Source organism: Flavobacterium sp. (assembly GCF_027484705.1).
Taxonomy (GTDB): domain Bacteria; phylum Bacteroidota; class Bacteroidia; order Flavobacteriales; family Flavobacteriaceae; genus Flavobacterium.
Window position 1 is genome coordinate 1 of the sequence record NZ_JAIXSL010000013.1, and the last position, 23,748, is coordinate 23,748.

The following is a 23,748-nucleotide window of genomic DNA, read 5'->3' on the forward strand; positions in this document are numbered from 1 at the left end:
TATCACCACTACAGCAGGAGCAAGCAGACAAACAAGCACTGCTTTAGATATCTATGAAGTGAAAGCTTATCCAAACCCTTATGCTGAAACATTCAAATTGGATGTAAACACATCTAGTGAAGATCAAGTTGGGGTTAAAGTTTACGATATGATGGGCCGTGAAGTAGAATCACGTCAGTCTAGCGTAGAGGGTATCACAAACTTAGAAATCGGTTCTCGTTACCCATCCGGAGTTTACAACATTATTGTAACTCAAGGGGACAACGTGAAAACGTTAAGAGTGATCAAAAGATAATCACATTGTCTTTAAATAAAGAAACCTCTCCGGTAACGGAGAGGTTTTTTGTTTTATAAAGCTTCAATGAGGCTTTTGTGGAGTTTAACACAAAGTGATCGAACTTTCGGATAGAAAATTTAGACTTGTTTTTTTACAGAGAACCCAGAATTTTCAATAGTATTTATTTTTAATTCCGAATAAAAAATCGGAATATTGAAACCTTTATTTGGGTTCCCAAATTTCATTCGTTCAACCATTTCAAATAGCATATCCATTGAATTATTTAAAAAGGCCAGTGCATTTTTTAGCATCACAAAAAAGAAGAATACTCGTTGGTCTTATTTTATGCATTTATCTGAACTTCATCGTTATTGTGCTCCAACCCTTTGATACAAGTCAGTTTGAAGCAGATTACAAAACATTACTGCTATCCGGTTATGGCATTTTGACTTGTTTTGTATTTGTGATCCACGGCAGTATCGAGAATATCTGGTACTCTAGATTTGGTAAAATTTGGCTGGTGTGGTATGAAATCATGACTACAATAACCTTTTGTTTTTTGGCTGGAACAGTACTCTATTTATACAACGTATACATCGTCAATGAGGGTAAAAGTTTATCCACAGGAGGCTATCTGAACTTTCTTTTTATCACTACCGCCGGGATGGTTCCTGTTTTTGTGCCGCCCATGCTTTATTTAAGACAGAAGTTTGGCGAGCGTATTATGCCGCTTTCAGACAATTCCATTACACTAATAGGAGAAAATAAAAATGAAATCCTGAAACTCGAAAAAGAGACGTTGTTATTTATCAAAGCGGTCGAAAACTATATTGAAATCTGCTTTATTGATAAAACCCAAAAAGTAACCTCGAAAACATTCCGACAAACACTTTCTAATGTTTGCGAACAGCTTCCTTTTTTGCAAAAATGCCACCGTTCTTATTTGGTCAATACGGGCACGATCAAAGAAATAATTGGTAATTCCCAAGGCGCCAAAATCACTTTTTCGGTGGGCGATAAGGAAATTCCACTCTCTAAAACCTATTATAAGGACATCAAAAATAGCTTGCTTTAGCTTTCCGGAAGAATTGCGTGCGTTTCTCCTAATCCGATGGTCAAAAAAAGTAGTCGTTTCGTCAAATTTAGTGGAATGGCAAAGAATTTCGCTTTTACTTTGAGGACTCAATTAAATCATCTCACCATGCTCAGCAACACCAAAATGAAATTCACTGCGCTGAATTTTGCACTCTTATTTCTCTTTAATTATTCTTTTGCACAAACCCTTCCGGCGCATTTTAAAAGCGAACTTGATTTTGGCAACGGCACTGTTATTTCCACTTTTCTGGATGTAAGTACTGCCGAAAACCAATTCAGAATCACTTCTCCAAAAAATGCCGATCTGCGTATCGTAGGCGGTAAGGCAAGATTGGCTAGACTTTTAGGGAAAATGCCTAAGAAAGGGATTATCGTAACCATCAAAGGCGAACAGAAAAAAGACAGTTTATTGGGCGATACCAAAATCCCGATGGTCGGAAAATTGAAGTTTAAAGGAATGGTAAACGATCAAATACTAAGCGGTGAATTATTTAATAAGGATGGCCTATCCGTCGGGTCAATACATGGCGTGAGTTCTACTGAAGTCAGGATTGATCAGAAACCGCTCTATCCGAAAATGATAAAAACAATACATAATAATATTTATTCAAAAAGTGTTCTGGAAACCAAAACATGGAAAAAATTCGACAAAAAACTTGAAAAACTGTGTAACGAAGCCCATGACGATATTGAATTGTATTTCGGCTTTAACATGCTCACCCAAAAGCTTCCTTTTACCCATTTAACGCTAACCATTGCAGGGGATAAAGCGAATAAAGAGGAACCCACTGAGAATGAAGCAACCGCAACCGCACCGAAGTCTGTTATTTTTGAAGAAAAAAACGCCTCAACGGCTTATTTGCAAATTAAGAATTTCAGTAGTTCTACCGCCGAATTGGAAGCAGTCTTGCCTAAAATCGTAGCCAATACGGCATACAAAAACCTTATCATCGATCTAAGAGAAAATGGCGGCGGCGGCATCAGTGCTGCTTTTGCCCTTGCAAAATATATAGTGACCGAGGATTTGGAAGTAGGTTATTTTCCAACCAACAAATTACAGTATTCAGGCTATCAGCCCGAACTATTCAAGACGCTTCCAGAGCTGCAACCCAAAGATACGGAGGAGTTTGGCAACGAGTTGAAAAAATCGCCCGGAGTGAAACTGATTTTTAAAAAACCGACCAACCCTGTATTCGCCGGAAATTTATACGTTTTGACCAATGGTCACACAGCAAGTACCTGTGAACCGATTGTTTATGCGCTAAAAAACCGTAAAAAAGCCACGGTGATAGGCGAAAGAACGTATGGCGGTATGTTGGCTGCTTCTCCTTTTGTGGTTTCCGGAAAATACATGCTGATGTTGCCCATTGCCGATTTCTATACTTATGACGGTGTGCGTTTGGATAAAGTAGGCGTTGCGCCAGATATTGTTGTGAAATCGGATGACGCTATTGCTAAGGCATTGGAAATGATTAATAATGGTAAAAATTGATATGAGAAGAGCAAAGAATCTAAAAATAAAAAGCCTGTAACCATTACGATTACAGGCTTTTTTGTGGAGTTTACTATACAGTTGTTGAACTTTCGTGTGGAAGATTTGGATGTGTTTCACCAGTAATAGTAATGTTACCATAATTTCATTTTTTTTTCGTTATCGATTTCTCTGAGATTAATGGATTTTCGAAAATTAAACGCGTTAGAATCCCGTCGCATTGGTTTTAAAGGCAAATAGTAATTCTGTTGCTTAATCTGATGTAACATTTGCGATATACCTCAAAAAAATTACCTGACAACAGGTATTTAGATAAAAGAATTTAAAATCTAGTTTTGCGGCATCGGTTAAAGTATAAAAGAAAACACATGCAAAAGAAAATTTTATGTATGGGACTTGTCTTAGTTTTAACAAGCGGTTTACGGATGAACGCACAATATGACAAAGAAGACAGTACTTTTAAAAAGCATTTTATAGGCAGTACTTTATTTATGTTATCTAATGTGATACCGGATAATAATCCGCCAAAAATGGTTTATCTGAACTTAGGTTATCGCATTACAGGAAAGGATGTAGTTTCGCTTGAATTTAAAACTTGGAAATATGCCTGGCCCATTGGCATTCCTTATGGAAAGTCATTTGAAGCAGCAGGAGAAGGTTTTCCGGGTTATATTCGTGAATACGGAGTTTCGGTGAACTATCAAAGGTTTTTATGGAAAGGTCTTTTTGCTCAAGTTGACGTGATGCCTGCTTGGCAAACTTTTAAAAATGAGCATGGTAAAAAGATTGACAATGGCTTTCAAATCTTTAACACTTATTCCATAGGTTATCACGTTAAACTTTTCAAGGACAGATTTTTTATTCAACCTTCAATAGCCATAACGCATCGTCCTTATCAATCAAAAATGCCTGATTCGTTTCAGCAGGTTGACGATAAATGGTCAAGATTCTTTTATGGCCAGCCGGGTTTGCATTTTGGATATAATTTCTAATAATTTAGGGAGTTTACAACACAAGAGTCCAATAGAAATAAATAAGATACCTGTCACCAATAGGCGTCACGCAATCCCTCGTTTCGTGTTCACCGATTTTTTTTCTTACATTCTTTCTCCTGCTGGAGAAAAATTATTCACCATAAATTACTATTTCGCTTTTATCCATAACGTTAGCTACTTAATACAAGAACAAAGAAATGAGAAAAGTAGCTGCAATAATATTTTTTCTATTCATTGCCACCATTGGCTTTGCACAAAAGACTGTTCAATTTACAGACTCAATTCGTCGTGTATATAATATTCCAGAAATTAATTATGCAGTGATTGATTCCAAATCAACATTAGAAATTGCTGCATTGGGGCATCACTCCATTAACCTGTCAGATACAGCAACTTTGAACGACCGATTTCATATTGGTTCGAATACTAAAGCAATGACAGCGTTTATTATTGCTAAATATGTGGAAAAAAGAAAATTGAAGTGGACCACCAAATTCTTCGATTTATTTCCGGAATGGAAAACAAAAAGCAAACCTGAATATGCCGCTATTACACTTCAGAAACTGCTTTCACACCAAGCGGGAATACAGCCATTTCAGGGTGAAGACGATCCTGAAATACCAGACTTCAAAGGAACAAACCCAGAAAAAAGAAAACAATTTGGAAAGTTTGTGTTAACGCTAGAACCTGTAAAACTTGATGAGCAAAATTTATTCATTTACTCAAATGCGGGATATACCTTGGCTACATTAATGTTGGAGAAAGTGACAGGTAAAAGTTGGGAGCAATTGGTGGAGAAAGTATTTAATCAAGATTTAAAGCTAAATGTTAAATTATCCTGGCCGGAAAATCAAAAACAAAAAGATACTTGGGGGCATACTTTTGAAAATGGCAAACTTATTCCCGTTCCATCAACAGTTGATGATCATTTGGATTATACAGAACCAGCAGGTAATGTCAATATTAAATTGAAAGACTACATCAAATTTATACAATTGAATTTAAAAGGTCTCCAAGGTGACAATAACTATTTGAAAGCAGACACCTATAAATTCATACATAAGGGAATTGAAAACTATTCCATGGGTTGGTTTAATATTTATGAAAACGGAAAAGAACTTTCAGTGCATTCGGGAACCGGAGCTTTTACGTATTTCACCATCGTACAAATAGACAGACTGAAAAATATAGCTTATATTATTTTCACAAATTCATTCAATGACGAAACCCAACTAGGCGTAAGGCTTTTGATGAGAAAACTTAAAGAGAATTACGGCAGCTAATATGTTTCAAATGCTGCCGTTAAGCATTCGGTTTAACACAAAATCTTCTTCCTAATTATTCGTTTTTTCAAAATTAAAATATCCTCTATTTATGATACTGCTGATAAAAATGTTTTCTCAAAAATAAAATTTGAATGAATAAAAAAAAGGTGGCAAGAATTACGGAATAAATTGTGATTTTAGAAAAATTAAATAGTGAAATTGCATAATTATAGTAAACGGTTTTGAAATTCAAATCATCAACCCAACTATTTGTTTGGGTTTCTCGATTGATGAAAAGATAAATAAATAATCCTATAAAACACCCAAGAATAAGCACGAAAACAGGTTTTGAAATCAAGGGTTTATATACATAAATGTTGCTTTTCTTGGCTTTCAATACATGAGACATTACTTTAGCCGTAAAGTCAGCTGAAGGATCTTCCAATACAGAATCCTGCATCATATTATCCACTAATTTTTCTAAAAGTTTATCTTCGTTCGCTTTCATAATATGCTAGTATTTCTGGTTCTAATTGACTTTTTAAAATTGAAGCTATTTTTTTCCGGCTTCTAAATAGTTTTATTTTAACATTATTAGAATTACAACCTATAACCTTTGCTATGTCTTCAATAGATTGGTCATCAAAATAGTATAGCGTTAGTAAAAAGGCATCTTCACTCGGAAGCAATTGTATGCATTCCTGTATTTTTTGATTCCTTTCCTTTTCATCGATGGCATCCAAAACGACTTCAATTGTCTTTATTTGATGTTGGTTAAAATCTTCTATATAAACTACTTGACTATCTTTTTTGCTTTTTTTCAATCTGTCTATGCAAGTATTGTAAGTGATTTTATAAATCCAGGTCGAAAATTTAGATTCTCCTTTAAATTTACGCAACGAATTAAAAACTTTCACAAAAGTATCCTGCGAGACTTCTTCTGCTTCCTCTTTGTTTTTTAGCATTTTATACGACAAAGTAAACACTAAATCCTTGTACTGGTTTACCAATACAGCGAATGCATTTGTGTTTCCTTCGATTATTTGATGAATATGATGTTTGTCGTCCAGAAAAGTCATATAAACGTATGACTATAATAAACAGAATTAGGTTACAAAATAATGCGAAAAAATATTTTTAATAATGTTGTAACCAAAATGAAACCCATGCCGTCATAGTTTAAAAACATATTCATTTATAACCATTTAAATCTAAAAATTATGGACGAAGGCATTGTAATTCCAGTAAGTTTGTTTTTAACAATTTTCGGTATCGTTTACCTTTATTTTTCAACCAGAAACAAAGAACGATTGGCGCTTATAGAAAAAGGAGCCGATGCCAGTATTTTTCGTAGGAGTGGAAATTCATTTCAAACCGTAATTCTATTAAATCTGGCGCTTTTGTTTATGGGTATTGGTGCAGGAGTTTTTAGCGCATTACTCTTAGCAACTTATACATCATTAGATGCAAACGCTCTTTATCCTGCAATGATTTTTTTAATGGCGGGAATATCATTATTAATAGGTTTCAAAATGACAAAAAGTTTAGACAAATAAATTATAAATCAATCATCCATCAAAAGACATCGAATGGCAACAATAAATATAAAATCAACTTACCTGCTTTTTGTTGTCTGTTTCATTTTTGGCACCGTTTCGGCACAAAATCTTGAAGCTGGAATTGATAGTCTGCTTGTACGCGTATTCAAAGATAAAAACGGACCTGGAGGAACGTTTTTAGTAGCAAAAGCCGGTGACATTATTTACCAAAAATCATTCGGCAAAGCAAACCTTGAATTAAACGTTGATTTGACTGCTGAAAATGTCTACCAAATTGGCTCCATGACAAAGCAATTTACGGCCATTTCGATTCTAATATTAGAAGAAAAAGGAACACTAAATGTGAATGATCCGATTTCAAAATACATTCCTGATTATCCTATGGGAGAAAAAATCACCATTCATCATTTATTAACCCACACTTCGGGTATAAAAGATTTTACGAAAATGAAATCACTTCAAGAAATTTCACAAAAGGAAATGACGCCAAAAATGATGGTTGATTTCTTTAAAAACGAACCTGTAGATTTTGAGCCAGGAGATAAGTTTGACTACAATAATTCAGGATATGTGCTTTTGGGCTATATTATAGAATTAGTTTCAGGAGAAACATATGAGGATTTTGTTCAGAAAAATATATTCGATAAAGCAGGAATGACCCAATCATCTTATGCCAGTGATAGAGAAATTATAACCAAAAGAGCTTATGGTTACCAGAAAAAAGAATCTCGATATGTAAATAAAACACAAATTAGTTTTAGTGTTCCTTTTTCCTCAGGTTCTTTGATGTCAACAACAGGCGATATGCTAAAATGGCAAAATGCTCTAAATCAGAATCTTTTACTGAAAGCTAAAACAATAAAAAAGGCATTCACAAAATATAAATTGAATAACGGTCAAGAATTTACCTATGGCTACGGTTGGCATTTAAGAGAGGTGAATGGTGTAACAACACGACAACACGGAGGAAGTATTTTTGGGTTTAAATCCATGGGCGTTTACATTCCGAGCGAAGATATTTATGTTGTTGGTTTGTGTAATTGTGATTGCAATTCTCCGACCCAAGTGACCGAAGATATTGCGTTGTTAACTTTAAGTACACTAAAGAAAGGATAGAGCCAAAAACATATCCCAATATAATTACTAAAGTATTCAAGAGTTCTGATTTTTTTCCAAATACTATAATACAGGTGCGGTATATAAATCTAAAATTTTCTCACTCAAAAAGACGAAATGTTCCAGCGCTTTCGTAAAAAGCCAAATCGTAAAGCAAACCTGAATTTTTTTGCAAAAAGCAAATATTTGAAAATTTGACTTTAAATAATATGGAAGCTTACAATATCAATTGACTTTACCCTTTTTCACTACAAACACAAAAATGAGCATCGTAAAACTTCCATATTTAAAGCCAACGACAATGATTTTAGAAAATGATTTCATTCATAGCGCGCCAGCAATGCGGTAAATTTTCAGAAGATTATAAAATGCCATTTTCATTCACAAAATTGAGCAATTCAATAAGATTCTTGACCTGAAATTTGTTGAGTAAATTTCTGCGATGCGTCTGAACGGTGAGGAAACTTAAAAACAAAGTGTCTGAGATTTCCTGTGTTGATTTTCCTTGTTTCAATAAGGTCAGAATTTCTTTCTCACGAACCGTTAATCTGGGAATCACTTTCAGATCGGTAATGTCGGTTCTGTTGATCAATTCCTGCACTTCGTTGCAAAATGCGAGCTTACCTTCGAGAGCCGAATGAATACAGTTGCTAAACTCTTCCAACGACGCACTTTTAAGCAGATAACCGTTCGCACCGTTTTTGATCATTTGCATGACTATGCTTCTTTCAGATTGGCTGCTCATGGCCAGGATGACAATTTTAGGATACAGTTTTTTGATTTTAAGACACAAATCAATCCCATTGATATCGGGTAAAAATACATCCAGAAAAATGACATCTAACTTTGCCAAATCGTTATATCCGAAAAGGCTGTTGCCGTTGTTCATGCAAACTTTAATCGTAAGATTATCCAATGACGACAATAGGATTTTCAGCCCTTCAATTACAATTGGATGGTCGTCTACGATAGCGATGTTATAATTTTTATTCATCATATGACTGCAATAAGAGTTCTATATTGAAGACCGTACCGGACTCTGGTCGGGATTGAATGTCTAATTTTCCCTTCAACAATTCGACTCTGTTTTTGATGTTCTTAAGACCCAGACCTTTGTATTGCTCTAATTCCTCCGGATTAAAACCTTTCCCATTGTCTTCGACGGTAATTAAAAACAAATCGCGATTTTGACTGCAATCTACGATGATTTCTGAACAATGGGAGTGCTTTAAGGCATTATTGATGAGTTCCTGAACAATTCTGAAAATCGTAACCTGGTCGTTGGCTTTTATCGATTTACTAATTTCATTGGCTTGAAAATCTATGGTAACGTTTTCTCTGTTTAGCGAATGGCAGAGATCTTTTAAAGCCAGTTCAAGTCCTAATTTCAGTAAAGTTTCAGGCATCAGGTTGAAAGCAATTTGGCGCAATTCGATAATCGATAACGAAAGGGATTCAGAAAAATCTTCAAGGATACTAGTACTGTTTGTGTTTGATGTTACACTTTGCACTTGCATTTTTAAAGCAGACAACCGGCTTCCAATACCATCATGCAAATCTCTGGCAATTCTTTTTCTTTCGGCTTCTTCTCCGCCAATCATAGCCTGCATCACTTCGAGCGCTTTCTGAATTTCTAAGGCATTGAGTTTCTGATGGTAATTGATCTCTTTTTGTGCCGCAATTCGCTTTTGGTTTTTTGAATTTTTGATCAGGAATATGGTGACTAGCAATAAAATAAAGGAAATTAATCCGAAAACAATATAATTCATTCGGTCGTTTCTGGAGGTCAGCAGGGCTTGCTGTTTTTGTATCTCAAGTTCTTTAATTTTATTTTCATTCTCCTTGCTTTTGTAGCGGGCTTCTAAATTGGCGATTTCATTTTTATTTGAAATTTTGTCGAGGCTATCACTCAATGACATGTAACGTTCGCTATATAGAATGGCATTTTTATAGTCTCCGAGTTGTTTGTAAATCAACGAAAGGTCTTTAGAATAATTTTTTCGATCCTCTACATTAACTTCTCGATTGCTTAATACTTCAAGCAGAAGATTCTTGGCTTGATCGTATTGCTTTAATTCTTTTAAGGATTCAAATTTCAACAGTTTAAAATTGATGACAGAATAGGTATCATTTACTAGTTGGGCTTTAGCGATTCCCAGATCAAAAATGGCGATGGCGTTTCTGTAATTTTTATATTGATTTTCCAAGGTGCCCTTAGCAGAATAGTAGTCAATATATAGATTTGAATCAGGATGGTTGTCTAACAACGATTTTGCCTTTTGCAAATAATTAGATGCTTCACTGAGTTTGTTTTGCAGGGAACATATCTCTACATAGAAAAGATAGAATTGAAGCAAATCCTCCGCATAATTTTCGTGGCTTAGTTTTTTTGCCTCAAGTGTTTTAATCGCCAGACCAACATATTCAGCCGCTTTTTGCAGGTCATTTTTATTGTAAAAAATAAGGCCCAGAAACCGGTAGAGATTTGCCATTTCAATTTTGTCATTGGCTTTTTTGGCCAAAGGAATGGCTTCATTCAGTAAAATTTTAATGGCATCGAGGTCATTATTTTGTCTTTGATACACTAAGGCCAAATTAAATAGGATGGTAGATCTTATTGAATAGACTTCGTGTAATTGGTGTTTTTTCAATTTTAAATTAGCCAGTTCGTAGGCAGTTTTAAAATTTTGGATCTCATCCTCTTTATTCGATAATGGTAAGTGAATGGCATTGTAATAATAAGATAGATCCTTTAAGAAGTTATTGCCTTTAATAAGCCTGTTGGCTGAATTTAAAAATGTTTTAAACTGTTTGTCGTCATTATTTTTGTAATAGATATTGGATAATTTAAAAGCAGTGATACATTTTAAGCTATCTGATTTTGTTTTTGCATACACGGCTTGCAGACTATCAATTCTGATCTGATCATTAGTCAGGCTTTTATATGTTTGGGACTGCACCTGAAATGCATTCACGCAAAATATAAGGCAGAGTATTTTTTTTAAGTATGAAACCATCACCCTATGATTTAAGATACATTATTTATTGAAAGTAATGCTTTTAAACTTCCTTGAGAATATTTATTGCCCATTTATTTATAAAATGCAGGGTATCATTAACACTACTAATGCATTTAAGCGGAATAGGAGTAGCTTGATGTTCTCACAATATTAAGCCAAAAGTAAGAATCCTGATATTCATAGTAACAATCAAAAGGCAAAATACCTGTAATCAGGTAGCCAAGTATACAGATTTATAGGTATTTGAATTGATACTGCTCCACTATAAATTTGTTTTAATGGTTGTGCTGCGAGTGTTTTTTGATTTTTTTTCATATATGTCTGCAACCTTTTAAAGATTTATTGTCTTGGTATAAGCATCATCAATCTTAAAAAAAACTATGAAATCAAAACTATTCTTTCTTTCAGGGATGTTGATCATAACATTAGCTTCTTGCACTTCTGACAGCATGAATCCTTTCGATAGTCCGCAAATGCTCCATACAGCTGCTGTTGACGTATATGTGGCAGGCAGGCAACTATCAACTACAGGCGAATTGACCAAAGCGGTCTATTGGAAAAATAACATACCTACTTACCTGACGGATGGAACCCATTGGGCAGGAGCAGAAAAAATCAGGGTTGTGGGTGATGACGTGTACGTATTAGGCAATGAAAATAATGATAGCAATCGAATCCAATACAAACTCTGGAAAAATGGACTTTCAATACCATTTATCACTAATGAATTCTGCGTACCTACTGATTTTTGGGTCGATGGCGTTGATGTGTATGTAGTGGGAAAAAACGAAAATGGAGAAGTGGCCTATTGGAAAAACGGTGTTCAAAATGTGCTTACCAACAATGACGGAACTAATATGTCGGGATCCATTAAAGTCGTCAATGGAGATGTTTACATTCCGGGTTATGATATTCTTTATGGCGGGGCTCTTTATTGGAAAAACGGAACGCCGCATCCGATAGAAGCATTTTCACTAAGTCCGATGGTACCTTCTTTTGAAGGAATTGAAGTTATAGATTCTGATGTTTATGTTCTTGGGAACTACGCGGAATACAACAATGACAATTCACCTGGTGCTCCGCAATATGGCGTTTGTTGGAAGAATGGGGTGCTGACTTATGTGGGAGAATATTTTCATGCAAAAGGCATTTCGGTGTCCTTCAATGATGTGTTTATTACAGGGACGGATAATGAGGGCGCTTGCTATTTCAAAAATGAAGAACGATTTGCCTTGACAGATTCATTCCTGGATGCGGCAACAGAGGTTAAGGTTCTAAACAATAACGTGTATGTCTCCGGAATTATAAACAATCCTAAAACTGGAGTTTTATGGATAAACGGTGTCCAGAGCACTTACCCAAATGCTTATGCAAATGATTTATTTGTTGTACAAAATTAATGCACGGGCAAGCTTTCATTAAGATCAAACCAGAATATTATTTCATGCTAAACAAACCATGAGTAAGACAATAGATTGGAGTATTACCTACAAGAAAAGCGGCCCTAAATTGTTAGGGGTATCGCGCAGATATGTTAAAGATATCACGATTGCTGAAGACATCCTTCAGGAAGCTTTTATTGTGGCCATTCAGAAACAAGCTAGTTATACTGGTGCCGGATCCTTAGAAGGTTGGCTCAAACGAATCGTGGTAAATATGAGTTTGAATTATCTAAAAAACGAACAAAAAATCAAACAGGCAACAAATCAGATTATAGATATTGAAGATCCGGACGACGGCTTTAAGGACGGCAGCGAATCAAGAAACCTTATCTATAATGTAGATTTTACACGAGAGGAACTTTTGCACTGCATCGATGCTTTGCCTGAGCACCATAAAACAGTATTCAATCTCTATGTCATTGATGGTTTTTCACATATAAAGATTGGGGAGATGCTCAATATATCGATCGGCACTTCAAAATCACATTTGCATAGGGCCAGAATTAAAGTCAGAGACTTTTTATCCGAAAAGGCAAAATATAAAGAAATTGACAAAAGCAAGAAGGTCATCATCGCGCTGTTGCTTTTTTTCGGATTCGAAGAAAAATTGATGGCGGATACGTTCAAAAGTAAATTTCTGAATTATGAAATTCAGCCCAAAAAGATTGATTGTGATTTTAGTCACGTGACGAACCGTTCCAATAACAAAGCAAGTCAAAACCTATTTAATGTTCTTAAATATAAAATTCTCGCTACAGTGGTCACTGTTCCGATCTTAATTTTTGGTTTTTTGATGAATTTCGAAGCATGGAAACCCGAGAAGAAAAAAAAACTTGAAGAAAGTAGTATACGGCCTACTTTGAATTCTTCATCTATTGATGCTTCTATGCAACAGGATACAGTAACAATGCTAAAACAACAGATTACAGAAGACAAAAAAAAAGACTATGAAAATAACAAGCCCGCAAATCGGAGCGTCAAAGGCAATCTTAATATCCGTAATATAGAAAAGCAATTAATAACAAACCCAGATGATACATTGCATCAGCCTGAAAAACAGCAACCCAAGCAAGTGATTATAAAAAAACAGATTGTTAAGAAAGATACTGTCTATGTTTTTAAATAATGTGCTTCGCTACTTGATGGTATTGATTCCCCTGATTTCCTCAGCACAAAAGAGGACAGTAGACACCGTTTACGTATACGAGGAAGTGATAGTGCATGATACCATCTATATCGAAAAACCAATAAAAAACCTAACCATCAACAATGCCATGCTGACACTCAACAATTCCAATACAGCACTGCTCACCTTTGAAGAAAATGGCGTACAAGCTACCATCAATGTAGAGCATTTGCTGGTAAAAGATTCCAGAAGTAAAGCGACACAAGCTAAACCAGCTAAAGTGCCTCAGCTTGACAAGTGGAATTTTGGGGTAAAAGCCTTTTACAATTGCGTCAACAATAATCTTTTTGCAGATTCAAAAGAGGTTTTTAGTGACGGATATGGCATAGGCGCTATGGTGATGAAACGGGTCTTTCGCAAAAATGGCTATGCGAGTATTGGGATTCATTATAATTACTTCCCCGAGTCACATGCTTTAGAAGCCCGAAAGACAAGCAACTCATCATTAGATGGTTTTTATATTGTCAACAGCCAGCCAAAATTGTTTTTAGGAGCGAGCGACAAACATCATCAGATTCAAATACCGTTGCAGTTTTATTATCGTATAGGCAGATTTTATCCCTCTTTGGGTTTCGTATACTCCATGAATACCTACAAGGCTAATTTTTTAAGTGCAACCGGGAACTTACCGCTAATGTTTGATAAAACCACTTCCGTGGATATGAAAGCCAATCAATGGGGAAACATAATTGAATTGGGTTATTTAATTAATAACAACTTTTCGGTTGCCTTAAATTATGCGCACACTAAAACGAATCATATTGTTTTTTACGAAGGACATGGAAAAGTATTTTCCCTAAATCAAAACATTACGGAAGATCAGATTTCATTAAGCATAAACTATTATTTCAAAAAGAATAATGCGAAGAAGGATAAAGGAAAGCGTATGTAAAACAATGATTTAGAGAATGAGAGGTATGAATCAAAATTGATTAATGGGCGATTTTTTGGTGGGTTGTTTTTTTTTAAAGTTAATGATTTAAACACGATATCTCTCATTTCTCTATTCATTAACTAAGCCCGGTTTGTAAAATTATTTATAAGAGTTTATCAAAAAAACGGAATGTAATAATCATCAGAGGAAAATTTACAAAATAAAATTTTAAGACTACTATATAACAACCTAAAAAAATATATTATGAAAAAATTACTACTATCGTTACTGCTTGTAACCTTTTTTTCGCTGCATTCAATAGCTCAGAACTGGACTTTTTATAAAGATTTCCCAGTAAACATTACTCCTAAAGATATCACGGTTAATAACGCCGGAACCTTATTTATGCTTACCATAGATAATGAAATGTATTATAAAACCATCAACGGACAATGGAGAAAAATGCCCCTGTATGGCGGTGCTTTCAACCCACTTTGTATCACCGTAGATAAAACCTCTAACTTACTATTGTATGGGGATGATAAGAGTGGGTTACTATCCTCTGATAATTTTGGTGTTACTTGGGGACAAACTTATTTTACAACCGGAGACAACACAGGATTTCATGAAGGAGTTTCTGCATTGAGCAATATGGATGACCATGATATTGTTTTTGGTGGAGGAATTGCCTTTGTTGATGAAAATAATTTTGGCTCGTTTATTACTAAATATACCCCTGAATCATCAGAAATTTATTTTTTTGAAAACGCATCTTTTGGACAGACTGAACCGAAGAGTTTACTTTATACAAAAAATCACAAATTAGTTATTGGAACTTTTAATACAGGTATTTGGCTTACTGAAGATGATTGTGCTACAATTCTGCAAACAAATTTTAATGAGCATCAAATAACCAAATTTGCGGAAGGTATTGATGGTCGTGTTTATGCTTTAGGAACCGATTTGTCTAACAATGAAGATTTTATGATCTACTCTGATGATTACCAGAATTGGTCACCGATGGATTTGCCTAACAATAACGAAAAATATACCACCATTTATTTTGATGCCATCACTAGCGATTTGTGGCTTGGTAGCGCGCATGGTATATACAAAACTCCTGTTACTCCGAACGCTGACGCAACCTGGATTAGCGCATCTTATAACAACGGCGATCAATACCTGGTAGAAATCATTGGCGATAACAATGGGCGCATGTATAATTTTTCGAACCAATATGTAGCGCAAAAACTAAGTGCAACAAGTACTTGGAACAATATCAATACGGGGCTTAAAGGCAATATAACCGATTTAAAATTTGGAGCTGAAAATAAGCTTATTGCTTCCAACCATTTTTCTAGCAATAATGTCTCTACCGCAGTATCGAATGCGGCACCTTGGGAAAATATTTATTTGGGCGGTCAAACTACCGGCGTAACCGTATATTCAAAATCCGACGGAAAAATTTATGCTGATACTGGATTTAATATAAAAAAATCAATAGATAATGGGGTAACATATACAGATATTACTCCTGACTTTATCAACACTACAGATCCATTAAATTATAGTTATATTCATAAATTTCAATTAGGCGAAACGGGCCATTTGTTTTTAGTACCCAGTAATGAAGATTCAAAATTATACCAATCACAAGATGAAGGATCAACATGGTCTCCTTTGTTTACTTTCCCGGATCCTATCCAACAAATAGCGCAAGATAGCAATGGTGTCATTTATGTTACGCTTAATAGCTTTAGTCAGTCAACATTTCATTATTTTGATCTCTATTACTCTATTGACAATGGCGTTACTTGGGAGACAAAAAACATTTACAATTATGATGCTTCTAGTTTTGGAAGACTTGGTTCAAAAAACAATCAAACTATAGTATCACTCGGTATAAAAACATATTTATTTGATTATAGTTCACCGACTAATAATTTTAATTTAATCAACAGACCTGATGATTTTGTAACCCAAAACTATAGTATAGAGAATTTAAAAATAAATAATTTAGGCGATTACTATGTTTTTGGTAATAACCTGTATAAATCTACAGATAAAGGTGCTACCTGGATAAACCTTAGCAGACCTTCGAATTTATCTTCTTCCTCTGTTGATGACGTTTTGTTTGATAATGCCAATACCGCTTATATTCTTGCAGGACAATTAGTTCCCGCCAACCGCAGAGGTATCTATAAAGTCACCGAAACTTTAGGTATTGAAAATCCGAATGCAGAGCAAGCCATAACCGCCTTTCCTAATCCGGCCCAGAATACGTTAAACATCATCACCAAAGAAGCTATAAAAGAAGTTAGTATCTATGATCTTATGGGTAAAAAAATAGGATCTTTTGCTTCTAAGAATTCCATTGATGTTTCTCAATTAGCCAAAGGGATGTACATTATAAATGTGGTTAGCCATAACGATCAAAAATTTTCTGCAAAGTTTATTAAAGAGTAGAAAAGGAATTCAATTCTATCAGATTTTCAAAAAGGAATATTATTAAAAACTAAAATAAGTGGGTTAATTAATTTGTGATTTAGGGTATGGGAGACAACTATTAAAATGGGATTAATAGTGAAATTTGTTTTTTCAATAGCAGTTCTCTGATTGGTTAATATTCTTTGGCTATCCGTCTCCCATGACTCTATTTACAGAAAGAGATTAGATTTTTAAACCAGATAAAATCAGGTTATACTCCATTATGCTTATTGTAAAGGTTGTTTTGTTCCGGCAACTTTGTTTACAACACTTTTTTTGCCGCGAGCTATCCATTATAAATCTAAAATTGCTATGAAAAAACTATTATTTATTATCTTTTTACTTACTAACTTTTTGATGTTTGGTCAGGGGAATTCTTGTAGTAGCGCAACGGCACTAGTTGCGAATGGAATTTTCACCTGTCCTGCAATCACTAGTGGAACTTATCAGCAAGTTTGTTTTGCGACTGTCCAGGGTATCAATAGCAAATGGTATAAATTTGCCCCAACCGCAAACGGGCAAGTAAGCATTTCTTCAAATTTGCCGGTAAATCAGGATGTAGATACAAGATTATCGGTAATGTCTGGATCTTGCGGCACCCTTACCTGTGTGGCAGCTAATGACAATGTTAATCCTAATTCGTTTACCAACAGATTAAGTAGCGTTTTTTTGGCGGTGCAGGCAGGAACAACATATTACATCCAGTGGGACTCCAGAAACGATAATCGAAGCTTCCAATTTGAATATAGTTTTACAGCAAATACGTGCTTACCAATAAATCAGTTCGCAGTTTACGACCCCTTATATGCCACCTCAAATGAAGCGACTTTAAAATGGCTAAATGCTTTAGGCAATCCTGAAAACTATCGGGTAGAGTGGAATAATGATTTTTTGCCCGAGCAAAGTCCTAATAATACCTCAGTCGTTTTTACAGCTGATAACGGAGCCAGTTCTATCAAGACCATTGATAATTTACCGGCTGGGGCGAATATTAGTTATTTTATTTCATCAGTCTGTGGAAGCGCACCAAACTATACAGGGCAAAGCAGCAGAAGAGGTCCATACAATGCTTTTTTAGCAAAAAACCTTCCTTATTCGTTAACCTTTGAGGAGGAGTTTCCTATGGAGGTTTTTAATGATGGTTTTATTGGGTTCAATCTTTTTTTAACGAATGATCTGACAGAACCTGCAAATTATGCTGATGGAGGTGCCGGAAGAGCCGCTGTTACAGCCAATAGTACACAGGAATTTTCCAATCTATGGGGCTATTCGAGAGCCATTAATTTAGTGGCTGGCCAACAAGTGACTATCTCATTCAAATCTAGATTGTTTTCTTTTTCAGGAACCCCATCGCCAATGTCGTTGGAATTGAAAGCCGGGCTATCACAAAATCAATCCGCGCAATTAAATGATATCGCTAGTTTTAACCTTGTCAGTTCCGATAATTATACCACCCATTCAGCTACGTTTATTGCGCCAGCAACGGATGTATATTACTTTGGCTTTCACAACAATTCGTTTCCTGGCAGTAATCAGACCTTTGCCTTTTTCGATACTTTCAACTTTACTACTACGCTTTCGAATCCTGACTATCAGAGGTCGGGTTTTAGTATTCTACCCAATCCTGCTCATGAGTTTATCAAATTTTCCGGGACTGATGTAGAAATTACAGCAGTTCAAATCGTAGACATGAATGGACGAATGATTAAGCATATTGATACTTTCAACAGCAATGATCAAATCGATATATCGGAACTGTCAAAAGGAGTTTATCTGGTTAGGATAACTACAGAAAATGACCAATGGAATCAAAAATTTTTGAAAATATAAACTTTAAAAATTGTTATTATGAAAAAATCATTACTTCTATTGCTATTGCTTATCTGGCAATGCTCATTTGCTCAATTGGAAGTGGTCGGATCGAAAGAATTCGGTCAGCTTGAATTCCTGAATTATGATCCAATAGTACCAAATAAAATATATGCTGCAACTGTTGGAAACCATATTGTTGTCTCGGAAGATAATGGCGAAAACTGGACTGTGTTCTATACCTTTCCTGGAAATAATATTGAAGCTCAGATGAGAATAAGTTCGCTAAAATTCCATACTGATAACCAACTCTCATTTACCGCAGGCGATTATGGCCATTCCAATAAAATATACATCTTAGATATAAATTTGAGACAAATTGTTCGTGAGTACGCTATTCCTATTCCTTCCCCGTCAGATAATAGCGCGATATCTTCGTATGACTTCTATAACGATGATACGGTAATGGTTCAACAGCATTATGAGGTAGGAATGGGTGTTAGAGCGAAAGTTTATTATACAAACGATGGTGGTAATTCATGGGATACAATCTACCAAAACGAAGATTATGGTTATATTTTTCCGAATAAAGTGTTCATAGCACCGAATAACCCTCGAAAAGTATTTATTGCGCGAATAGGCGGTCTAGATCCCGAGGATTATGGCGGCTTATTTATTTCAAATGACGCAGGACAAACCTGGGAAGAAAAATTATCGGGAATTGACCTAGGTCCTATGGCATTTCACCCCAACAATCCAGATGATATTCTTTTAGGGTCAACATTGGGTTCTCAAGTACAAAATCTATATCGATCTCTTGATGGAGGGAATAATTGGGAAGTAGTAGACCAAAATTGGTCTAATGAAGTGCAAAGTGGAATTTATGTAATTAAATATAATCCTACAGACGCTAATAACATTATTGTAACAGGACTAAATGAAATTGTCAGAACCTTTGACAACTTTCAAACGAAGGAAGTTATTCACTATGAAAACGACATGAATAATCCAAATAATTACTATTATGGGAGCTATCTTTCATTTAATCCATTCAATAGCAATCAATTGCTAATCATGAATAATGATTATCCTCTGTTCTCAAATGATGGTGGAGCAACCGTTTCTAAAATCGATAATCCCTTCTTTTTTTCACACCTCGGACATTTGAATCTCTTTGAAAAGGGTAGTAGTAAACACTTATACTATGCGGCTCAGCAGGGGTTTAGTCACAGAGATTTGAACACCCAGATTGAGGAGGCTCATGGAACATTGCCGTATCAGATGCTATCAAATACGTTAGCTCAGTTTTATGCTGATCAAAACATGGAAGGAAGAGTTTACGGATTCTATATGGCGGGAAATGGTTCTGGAATTGGCGTTAGTAATGATCATGGCGCGAACATTTATGGAATTCAGTCCCCCAATGTATTCCTGCATGACATCGTTTCGAAACCGGACAATCCTAATCTGTTGTTTTGCTCCTTATCGGATGACTTTGCCCACTGTAATATCACAAAATTTGACATCAGTGATTTCAATAATATTCAGCAAACAAACATTCCAATGCCTGCGAGCGGAATGGTGCGGGATTTTCATTTTGATGCCGAAAACCCAAATGTACTTTGGATAGCATTAGACAATCATTTATACAAGACAATCAATTTCGGCGGAACCTGGGATCTTCAGAGTAACGGATTAGAGTCTTTAAATGGTAATGATATTGTCTATATGGTTACCCAAAACCCTTTAAACCCAGAGCAATATACCATCGCTACCTCCAAGGGCATATTTACCTCTACAGATCACGGAAATAATTGGTCTCAATTATCAACTTTTGAGGCTCAGCAAGTCAGACATTCAGATACTAATAGTAATCATCTGGTGGCGATTAATTATAATGCCGAATTTTCATCTTTTGCTTTACGATATTCAAACGACTCAGGAGAAACATGGCAAGAAGTTCCTAGTGAAGATTTACTTTATATATCTTCTGATAACAAAAGCGCAGCAATCGATTTTAATGGTACTACGGCCGATGTTTATATTGGCACCTATGACCTTGGAGTAGTCAAATATACTATTGATTTTAATAGTTTATCGAATGTAATTTTCGAGCCTTTGAAAAAGTATGAGTTGTCTCCAAATCCTTCACAATCGATTGTTTACATTAAATCCTTTGATGGGGAAAACAACTATAATCTTTCGCTTTACGACAATCTAGGCAAAAAAGTTAAAGAGGTTAGAAATGATAACAAAATCGACTTGCAAAATCTTCAATCTGGAATGTACTTTTTGAAAATACAATTAAAGAATGGAACTAATGAAACTCTTAAAATAGTTAGACAATAGCAAATTAAAAAGAACCATTTAAAAATTACAACCATGAAAACACGATTATGTTTCCTAACAACTTTTTGCTCTTTTTTCTCTTTGTTTGCTCAACCTTCATGGGATGAAGTGTTACCGTCATCTTGTTGCGGCCGGTATGATGATGTTTTCTTTTTAAACGCAAATGTTGGCTGGGCGGCAGGAAGCGGTGGATTTGTGCTAAAAACTACTGACGGAGGACAAAATTGGAATAATCTGTTGTTCCTGGAAAATACCTACATTAGAAACATAGAGTTTCTAAACGAAAATATTGGATTCTTAGGCACTTTAGATGGTGGGTTTTACAAAACTATTGATGGGGGAACCAACTGGGCTATAGTAGATGCTGTTGCTGCTTTTAACAACAATGTAATTTGTGGCCTGACCACTGTTGGTGTTGATACGGTTTATGGGTGTGGTGCTTATTTCGGTCCTGCTTATATTATAAAATCAACTGATAGTGGAGCAACATGGCAATACATTGGCATGAGTGCTTATGCTGAGAGTTTGGTGGAAGTTTTATTTGTAGATGCTAATGTCGGATTTGCTTCCGGCGGTAATTCCAATGGAGGAATTATTCTGAAAACTACAGATGGCGGTGTTACCTGGACAGAAATATACCATACCGGAATCAATGGAGAATGGGTATGGAAACTGCAACGATTATTTTCAAATCCTAATGTAATGTTTGGTTCTGTAGAATCTATAGAGCCGCTACCTGGGAAGCTTTTAAAATCAATTGATGCTGGTTTAAATTGGTCTTCTAAGGAAGTTCCGGATACCGACATTCAAGCGGTAGGTTTTATTACAGAATATCATGGTTGGATGGGCGGTCATCATACAGGTTTTCTGGAAACCTTCGATGCAGGTTCCACATGGAATGATACTGATTTTGGAGGGAATTTGAATAGAATTCAGGTTTTTAATGAAAATCTGGTGTATTGTTCTGGCGAAGGAATTTATAAATTTTCTGATCAAAATCTAGGCACATCACCATTCAACGGAAATGCAGAAAGAGCCAGACTAGAAGTAAAAATTTCACCCAACCCAGTTGAAAATCAATTGGAGTTTACGGTAAATTTTAAAACTTCAGATAACATTATGCTAAGATTGTTTGATGCGAACGGTAAATTCATACAAAAGTTTATAACTGAAAGAATACCTGGTGCTACGTCAAAAAAATACAGCTTTCCATTTCCTTATCCTGCGGGAACTTATTTTCTTAATTTGCATGATGATACAGGAGGCCAATCGGAAAAATTTATAAAGAAATAATCTTCCAGTTTCAGTCATAATCAAACTAAATCTTTAATCTTCTCCGACTAATCGCTGTTTGAAATTTATTAGAATAAAAAAATACCTGAAATCAGGTAGGAAACTATACACTCTAATAGGTATTTGAAATCATTTTTTACAAGTATAATTTTGTTAGGAATACGAATCTTAAATCAATCAATTTAATTCAATCTATGAAAACTATCAAACACACAATTGTAGCATTATTAGTGGCGAACATTTTAATTTCATGCAGTAAAGATGACAATACAGATCACACTGTTCAGCGGTTTGACAGAAATATTACGTTCAAAGTTGTTGGGCAATACTCAGGGAGCTTAAAAGCAATATATGCAAATCCAACGGATGAGTATGGTGTTACGCCAAGCGAAGTTTTAAATTCAACACCTTGGTTAAAGAGCCTCGAATACAATCCACAGGTTGCCTTAACAGGACTGGCATTAGTAGGGCAAAATGGACATCCGAATGAAATAGTTCAATTGCAGGTTTTCTCTAATGACGAACTTATAGAAAGTGAATTTGGTATTGCAGATGACCAAGGAAAACTTTATGCAGAAACTAGTGTGATTTATTTTAAATAATACATTATCAATACTGTAAACAATGAAAAAAGCCATTCTAATTCTTGGTGTATTGTGGTCTGTTTCCTTAAAATCACAAGTTTTACTAACGGAGAATTTTGACAACATCCCTTTGTTAGCTTCACAAGGTTGGACCAATGTAAATGCGAGTGAGCCCGTTGGAATAAGCACATGGGGAGGAGGAGTTCCTTTTCCGGCTTATAACGGTGCGAGCAATTCTTATGCTGCTGTTAATCATCAGTCTACAGGAGATATAGGCACAATTAGCAACTGGCTAATTACACCAACGGTAAATCTAAACAATGGAGATATTATTAGTTTCTTTTCTAGAACACATCATGGAACTTGGGCTGATAGACTAGAACTCAGAATAAGCCCTAATGGAGATAACTCCACACTGCCTTCAACTTCAAGTGCTTCACTAGGGGATTTTACCATATTGGCATTGACGATAAACCCCAATCTGCTTGCAAATGGCTATCCTACTACATGGACAAACTACACTTATTCAATAGATGGTCTTTCGCAACCAACAAATTGCAGAATTGCTTTTAGATACTATGTCACGAATGGCGGCGCAAGTGCGCCAAATTCAGATTACATAGGAGTAGATGCGCTATCAGTAACAAGCACACTAGGTATCAATAATTTTAGTAATAATTTAATCAGTTTAACGCCAAACCCAGTGCAAAATATACTAAGAATCAAAACGCCTGAAACAATCAAAGAAGTTTCAGTTTATAGTTTGTTAGGGAAAAAAGTAATAAGTACTCAAATTTCGGCTGATACCGTTGATGTCTCCATTTTAACTCAAGGAATGTATTTGCTCAAAGTGGTAGATCAAAACAATAAAGTCTTTTCCTCAAAATTTATAAAAGAATAAAATA

At 35.4% G+C, this 23,748-nt stretch carries 20 protein-coding genes; 16 read left to right on the forward strand and 4 right to left on the reverse strand.

Going from position 1 to position 23,748, the window contains the following annotated elements; genetic code table 11:
- The 5 genes from Q0058_RS07645 to Q0058_RS07665 form a co-directional block, all read left to right on the forward strand.
- Window positions 1–295, forward strand: a 295-nt coding sequence (locus Q0058_RS07645) for a T9SS type A sorting domain-containing protein (protein WP_298222533.1), incomplete at its 5' end; no start/stop codon positions are given.
- Window positions 296–572: 277 nt separating this feature from the next.
- Window positions 573–1,352 (forward strand): LytTR family DNA-binding domain-containing protein, encoded by a 780-nt coding sequence (locus Q0058_RS07650; RefSeq protein ID WP_298222535.1) that lies wholly within the window; start codon window positions 573–575, stop codon window positions 1,350–1,352.
- A 75-nt stretch (window positions 1,353–1,427) separates the two neighbouring features.
- The gene (locus Q0058_RS07655) at window positions 1,428–2,864 is read left to right on the forward strand and encodes a S41 family peptidase (protein ID WP_298222537.1); all 1,437 of its coding nucleotides are present in this window, start codon (window positions 1,428–1,430) and stop codon (window positions 2,862–2,864) included.
- Window positions 2,865–3,232: 368 nt separating this feature from the next.
- The gene (locus Q0058_RS07660) at window positions 3,233–3,856 is read left to right on the forward strand and encodes a hypothetical protein (protein WP_298222539.1); all 624 of its coding nucleotides are present in this window, start codon (window positions 3,233–3,235) and stop codon (window positions 3,854–3,856) included.
- Window positions 3,857–4,056: 200 nt separating this feature from the next.
- Window positions 4,057–5,142, forward strand: coding sequence for a serine hydrolase domain-containing protein (locus Q0058_RS07665; RefSeq protein WP_298222541.1), 1,086 nt, complete (start codon window positions 4,057–4,059; stop codon window positions 5,140–5,142).
- Window positions 5,143–5,227: 85 nt separating this feature from the next.
- Here the strand turns inward: Q0058_RS07665 and Q0058_RS07670 are convergent, their stop codons facing one another.
- Both Q0058_RS07670 and Q0058_RS07675 read right to left on the reverse strand, forming a co-directional pair.
- A complete protein-coding gene (locus Q0058_RS07670) occupies window positions 5,228–5,632 on the reverse strand; it encodes a hypothetical protein (RefSeq protein WP_298222543.1) in 405 nt (134 codons plus the stop codon).
- Entirely contained in the window at window positions 5,613–6,203 is a 591-nt protein-coding gene (locus Q0058_RS07675; RefSeq protein ID WP_298222545.1) for an RNA polymerase sigma factor, read from the reverse strand. The genes Q0058_RS07670 and Q0058_RS07675 overlap by 20 nt, the downstream gene beginning before the upstream one ends.
- Before the next feature lie 141 nt (window positions 6,204–6,344).
- Here Q0058_RS07675 and Q0058_RS07680 point away from each other — a divergent pair, with 141 nt between their 5' ends.
- Both Q0058_RS07680 and Q0058_RS07685 read left to right on the forward strand, forming a co-directional pair.
- On the forward strand, window positions 6,345–6,680 hold the full coding sequence (locus Q0058_RS07680) for a DUF6249 domain-containing protein (RefSeq protein WP_298222547.1): 336 nt from the start codon (window positions 6,345–6,347) through the stop codon (window positions 6,678–6,680).
- A 33-nt stretch (window positions 6,681–6,713) separates the two neighbouring features.
- Complete coding sequence (locus Q0058_RS07685; protein WP_298222549.1) at window positions 6,714–7,799, forward strand: serine hydrolase domain-containing protein; 1,086 nt, start codon at window positions 6,714–6,716, stop codon at window positions 7,797–7,799.
- A gap of 361 nt (window positions 7,800–8,160) precedes the next feature.
- On the opposite strand, the gene Q0058_RS07690 is transcribed toward Q0058_RS07685, so the two are convergent.
- The gene (locus tag Q0058_RS07690) at window positions 8,161–8,796 is read right to left on the reverse strand and encodes a response regulator transcription factor (RefSeq protein WP_298222551.1); all 636 of its coding nucleotides are present in this window, start codon (window positions 8,794–8,796) and stop codon (window positions 8,161–8,163) included.
- Window positions 8,786–10,450, reverse strand: coding sequence for a tetratricopeptide repeat-containing sensor histidine kinase (locus Q0058_RS07695; protein ID WP_298222552.1), 1,665 nt, complete (start codon window positions 10,448–10,450; stop codon window positions 8,786–8,788). The genes Q0058_RS07690 and Q0058_RS07695 overlap by 11 nt, the downstream gene beginning before the upstream one ends.
- 749 nt (window positions 10,451–11,199) lie before the next feature.
- Between Q0058_RS07695 and Q0058_RS07700 the strand changes: the two genes are divergently transcribed.
- The 9 genes from Q0058_RS07700 to Q0058_RS07740 all read left to right on the forward strand — a co-directional run bounded on the left by Q0058_RS07700 (window position 11,200) and on the right by Q0058_RS07740 (window position 23,744).
- Window positions 11,200–12,219, forward strand: coding sequence for a hypothetical protein (locus tag Q0058_RS07700; RefSeq protein WP_298222554.1), 1,020 nt, complete (start codon window positions 11,200–11,202; stop codon window positions 12,217–12,219).
- Window positions 12,220–12,277: 58 nt separating this feature from the next.
- Complete coding sequence (locus tag Q0058_RS07705; protein WP_298222556.1) at window positions 12,278–13,387, forward strand: RNA polymerase sigma factor; 1,110 nt, start codon at window positions 12,278–12,280, stop codon at window positions 13,385–13,387.
- Window positions 13,374–14,339: a hypothetical protein gene (locus Q0058_RS07710; RefSeq protein WP_298222558.1), complete on the forward strand. Its 966-nt coding sequence runs from the start codon at window positions 13,374–13,376 to the stop codon at window positions 14,337–14,339. Before Q0058_RS07705 ends, Q0058_RS07710 begins: the two co-directional genes overlap by 14 nt.
- A 246-nt stretch (window positions 14,340–14,585) precedes the next feature.
- On the forward strand, window positions 14,586–16,787 hold the full coding sequence (locus Q0058_RS07715) for a T9SS type A sorting domain-containing protein (protein ID WP_298222560.1): 2,202 nt from the start codon (window positions 14,586–14,588) through the stop codon (window positions 16,785–16,787).
- A gap of 333 nt (window positions 16,788–17,120) precedes the next feature.
- A complete protein-coding gene (locus Q0058_RS07720; protein ID WP_298222562.1) occupies window positions 17,121–18,638 on the forward strand; it encodes a T9SS type A sorting domain-containing protein in 1,518 nt (505 codons plus the stop codon).
- A gap of 18 nt (window positions 18,639–18,656) precedes the next feature.
- Window positions 18,657–20,966, forward strand: coding sequence for a T9SS type A sorting domain-containing protein (locus Q0058_RS07725; RefSeq protein ID WP_298222564.1), 2,310 nt, complete (start codon window positions 18,657–18,659; stop codon window positions 20,964–20,966).
- Between the two features lie 33 nt (window positions 20,967–20,999).
- The gene (locus Q0058_RS07730) at window positions 21,000–22,259 is read left to right on the forward strand and encodes a YCF48-related protein (RefSeq protein ID WP_298222566.1); all 1,260 of its coding nucleotides are present in this window, start codon (window positions 21,000–21,002) and stop codon (window positions 22,257–22,259) included.
- 194 nt (window positions 22,260–22,453) lie between these two features.
- Window positions 22,454–22,861, forward strand: a complete 408-nt coding sequence (locus Q0058_RS07735; protein ID WP_298222568.1) for a hypothetical protein — start codon at window positions 22,454–22,456, stop codon at window positions 22,859–22,861.
- Between the two features lie 22 nt (window positions 22,862–22,883).
- On the forward strand, window positions 22,884–23,744 hold the full coding sequence (locus tag Q0058_RS07740; protein ID WP_298222570.1) for a choice-of-anchor J domain-containing protein: 861 nt from the start codon (window positions 22,884–22,886) through the stop codon (window positions 23,742–23,744).
- Window positions 23,745–23,748: the final 4 nt, after the last annotated feature.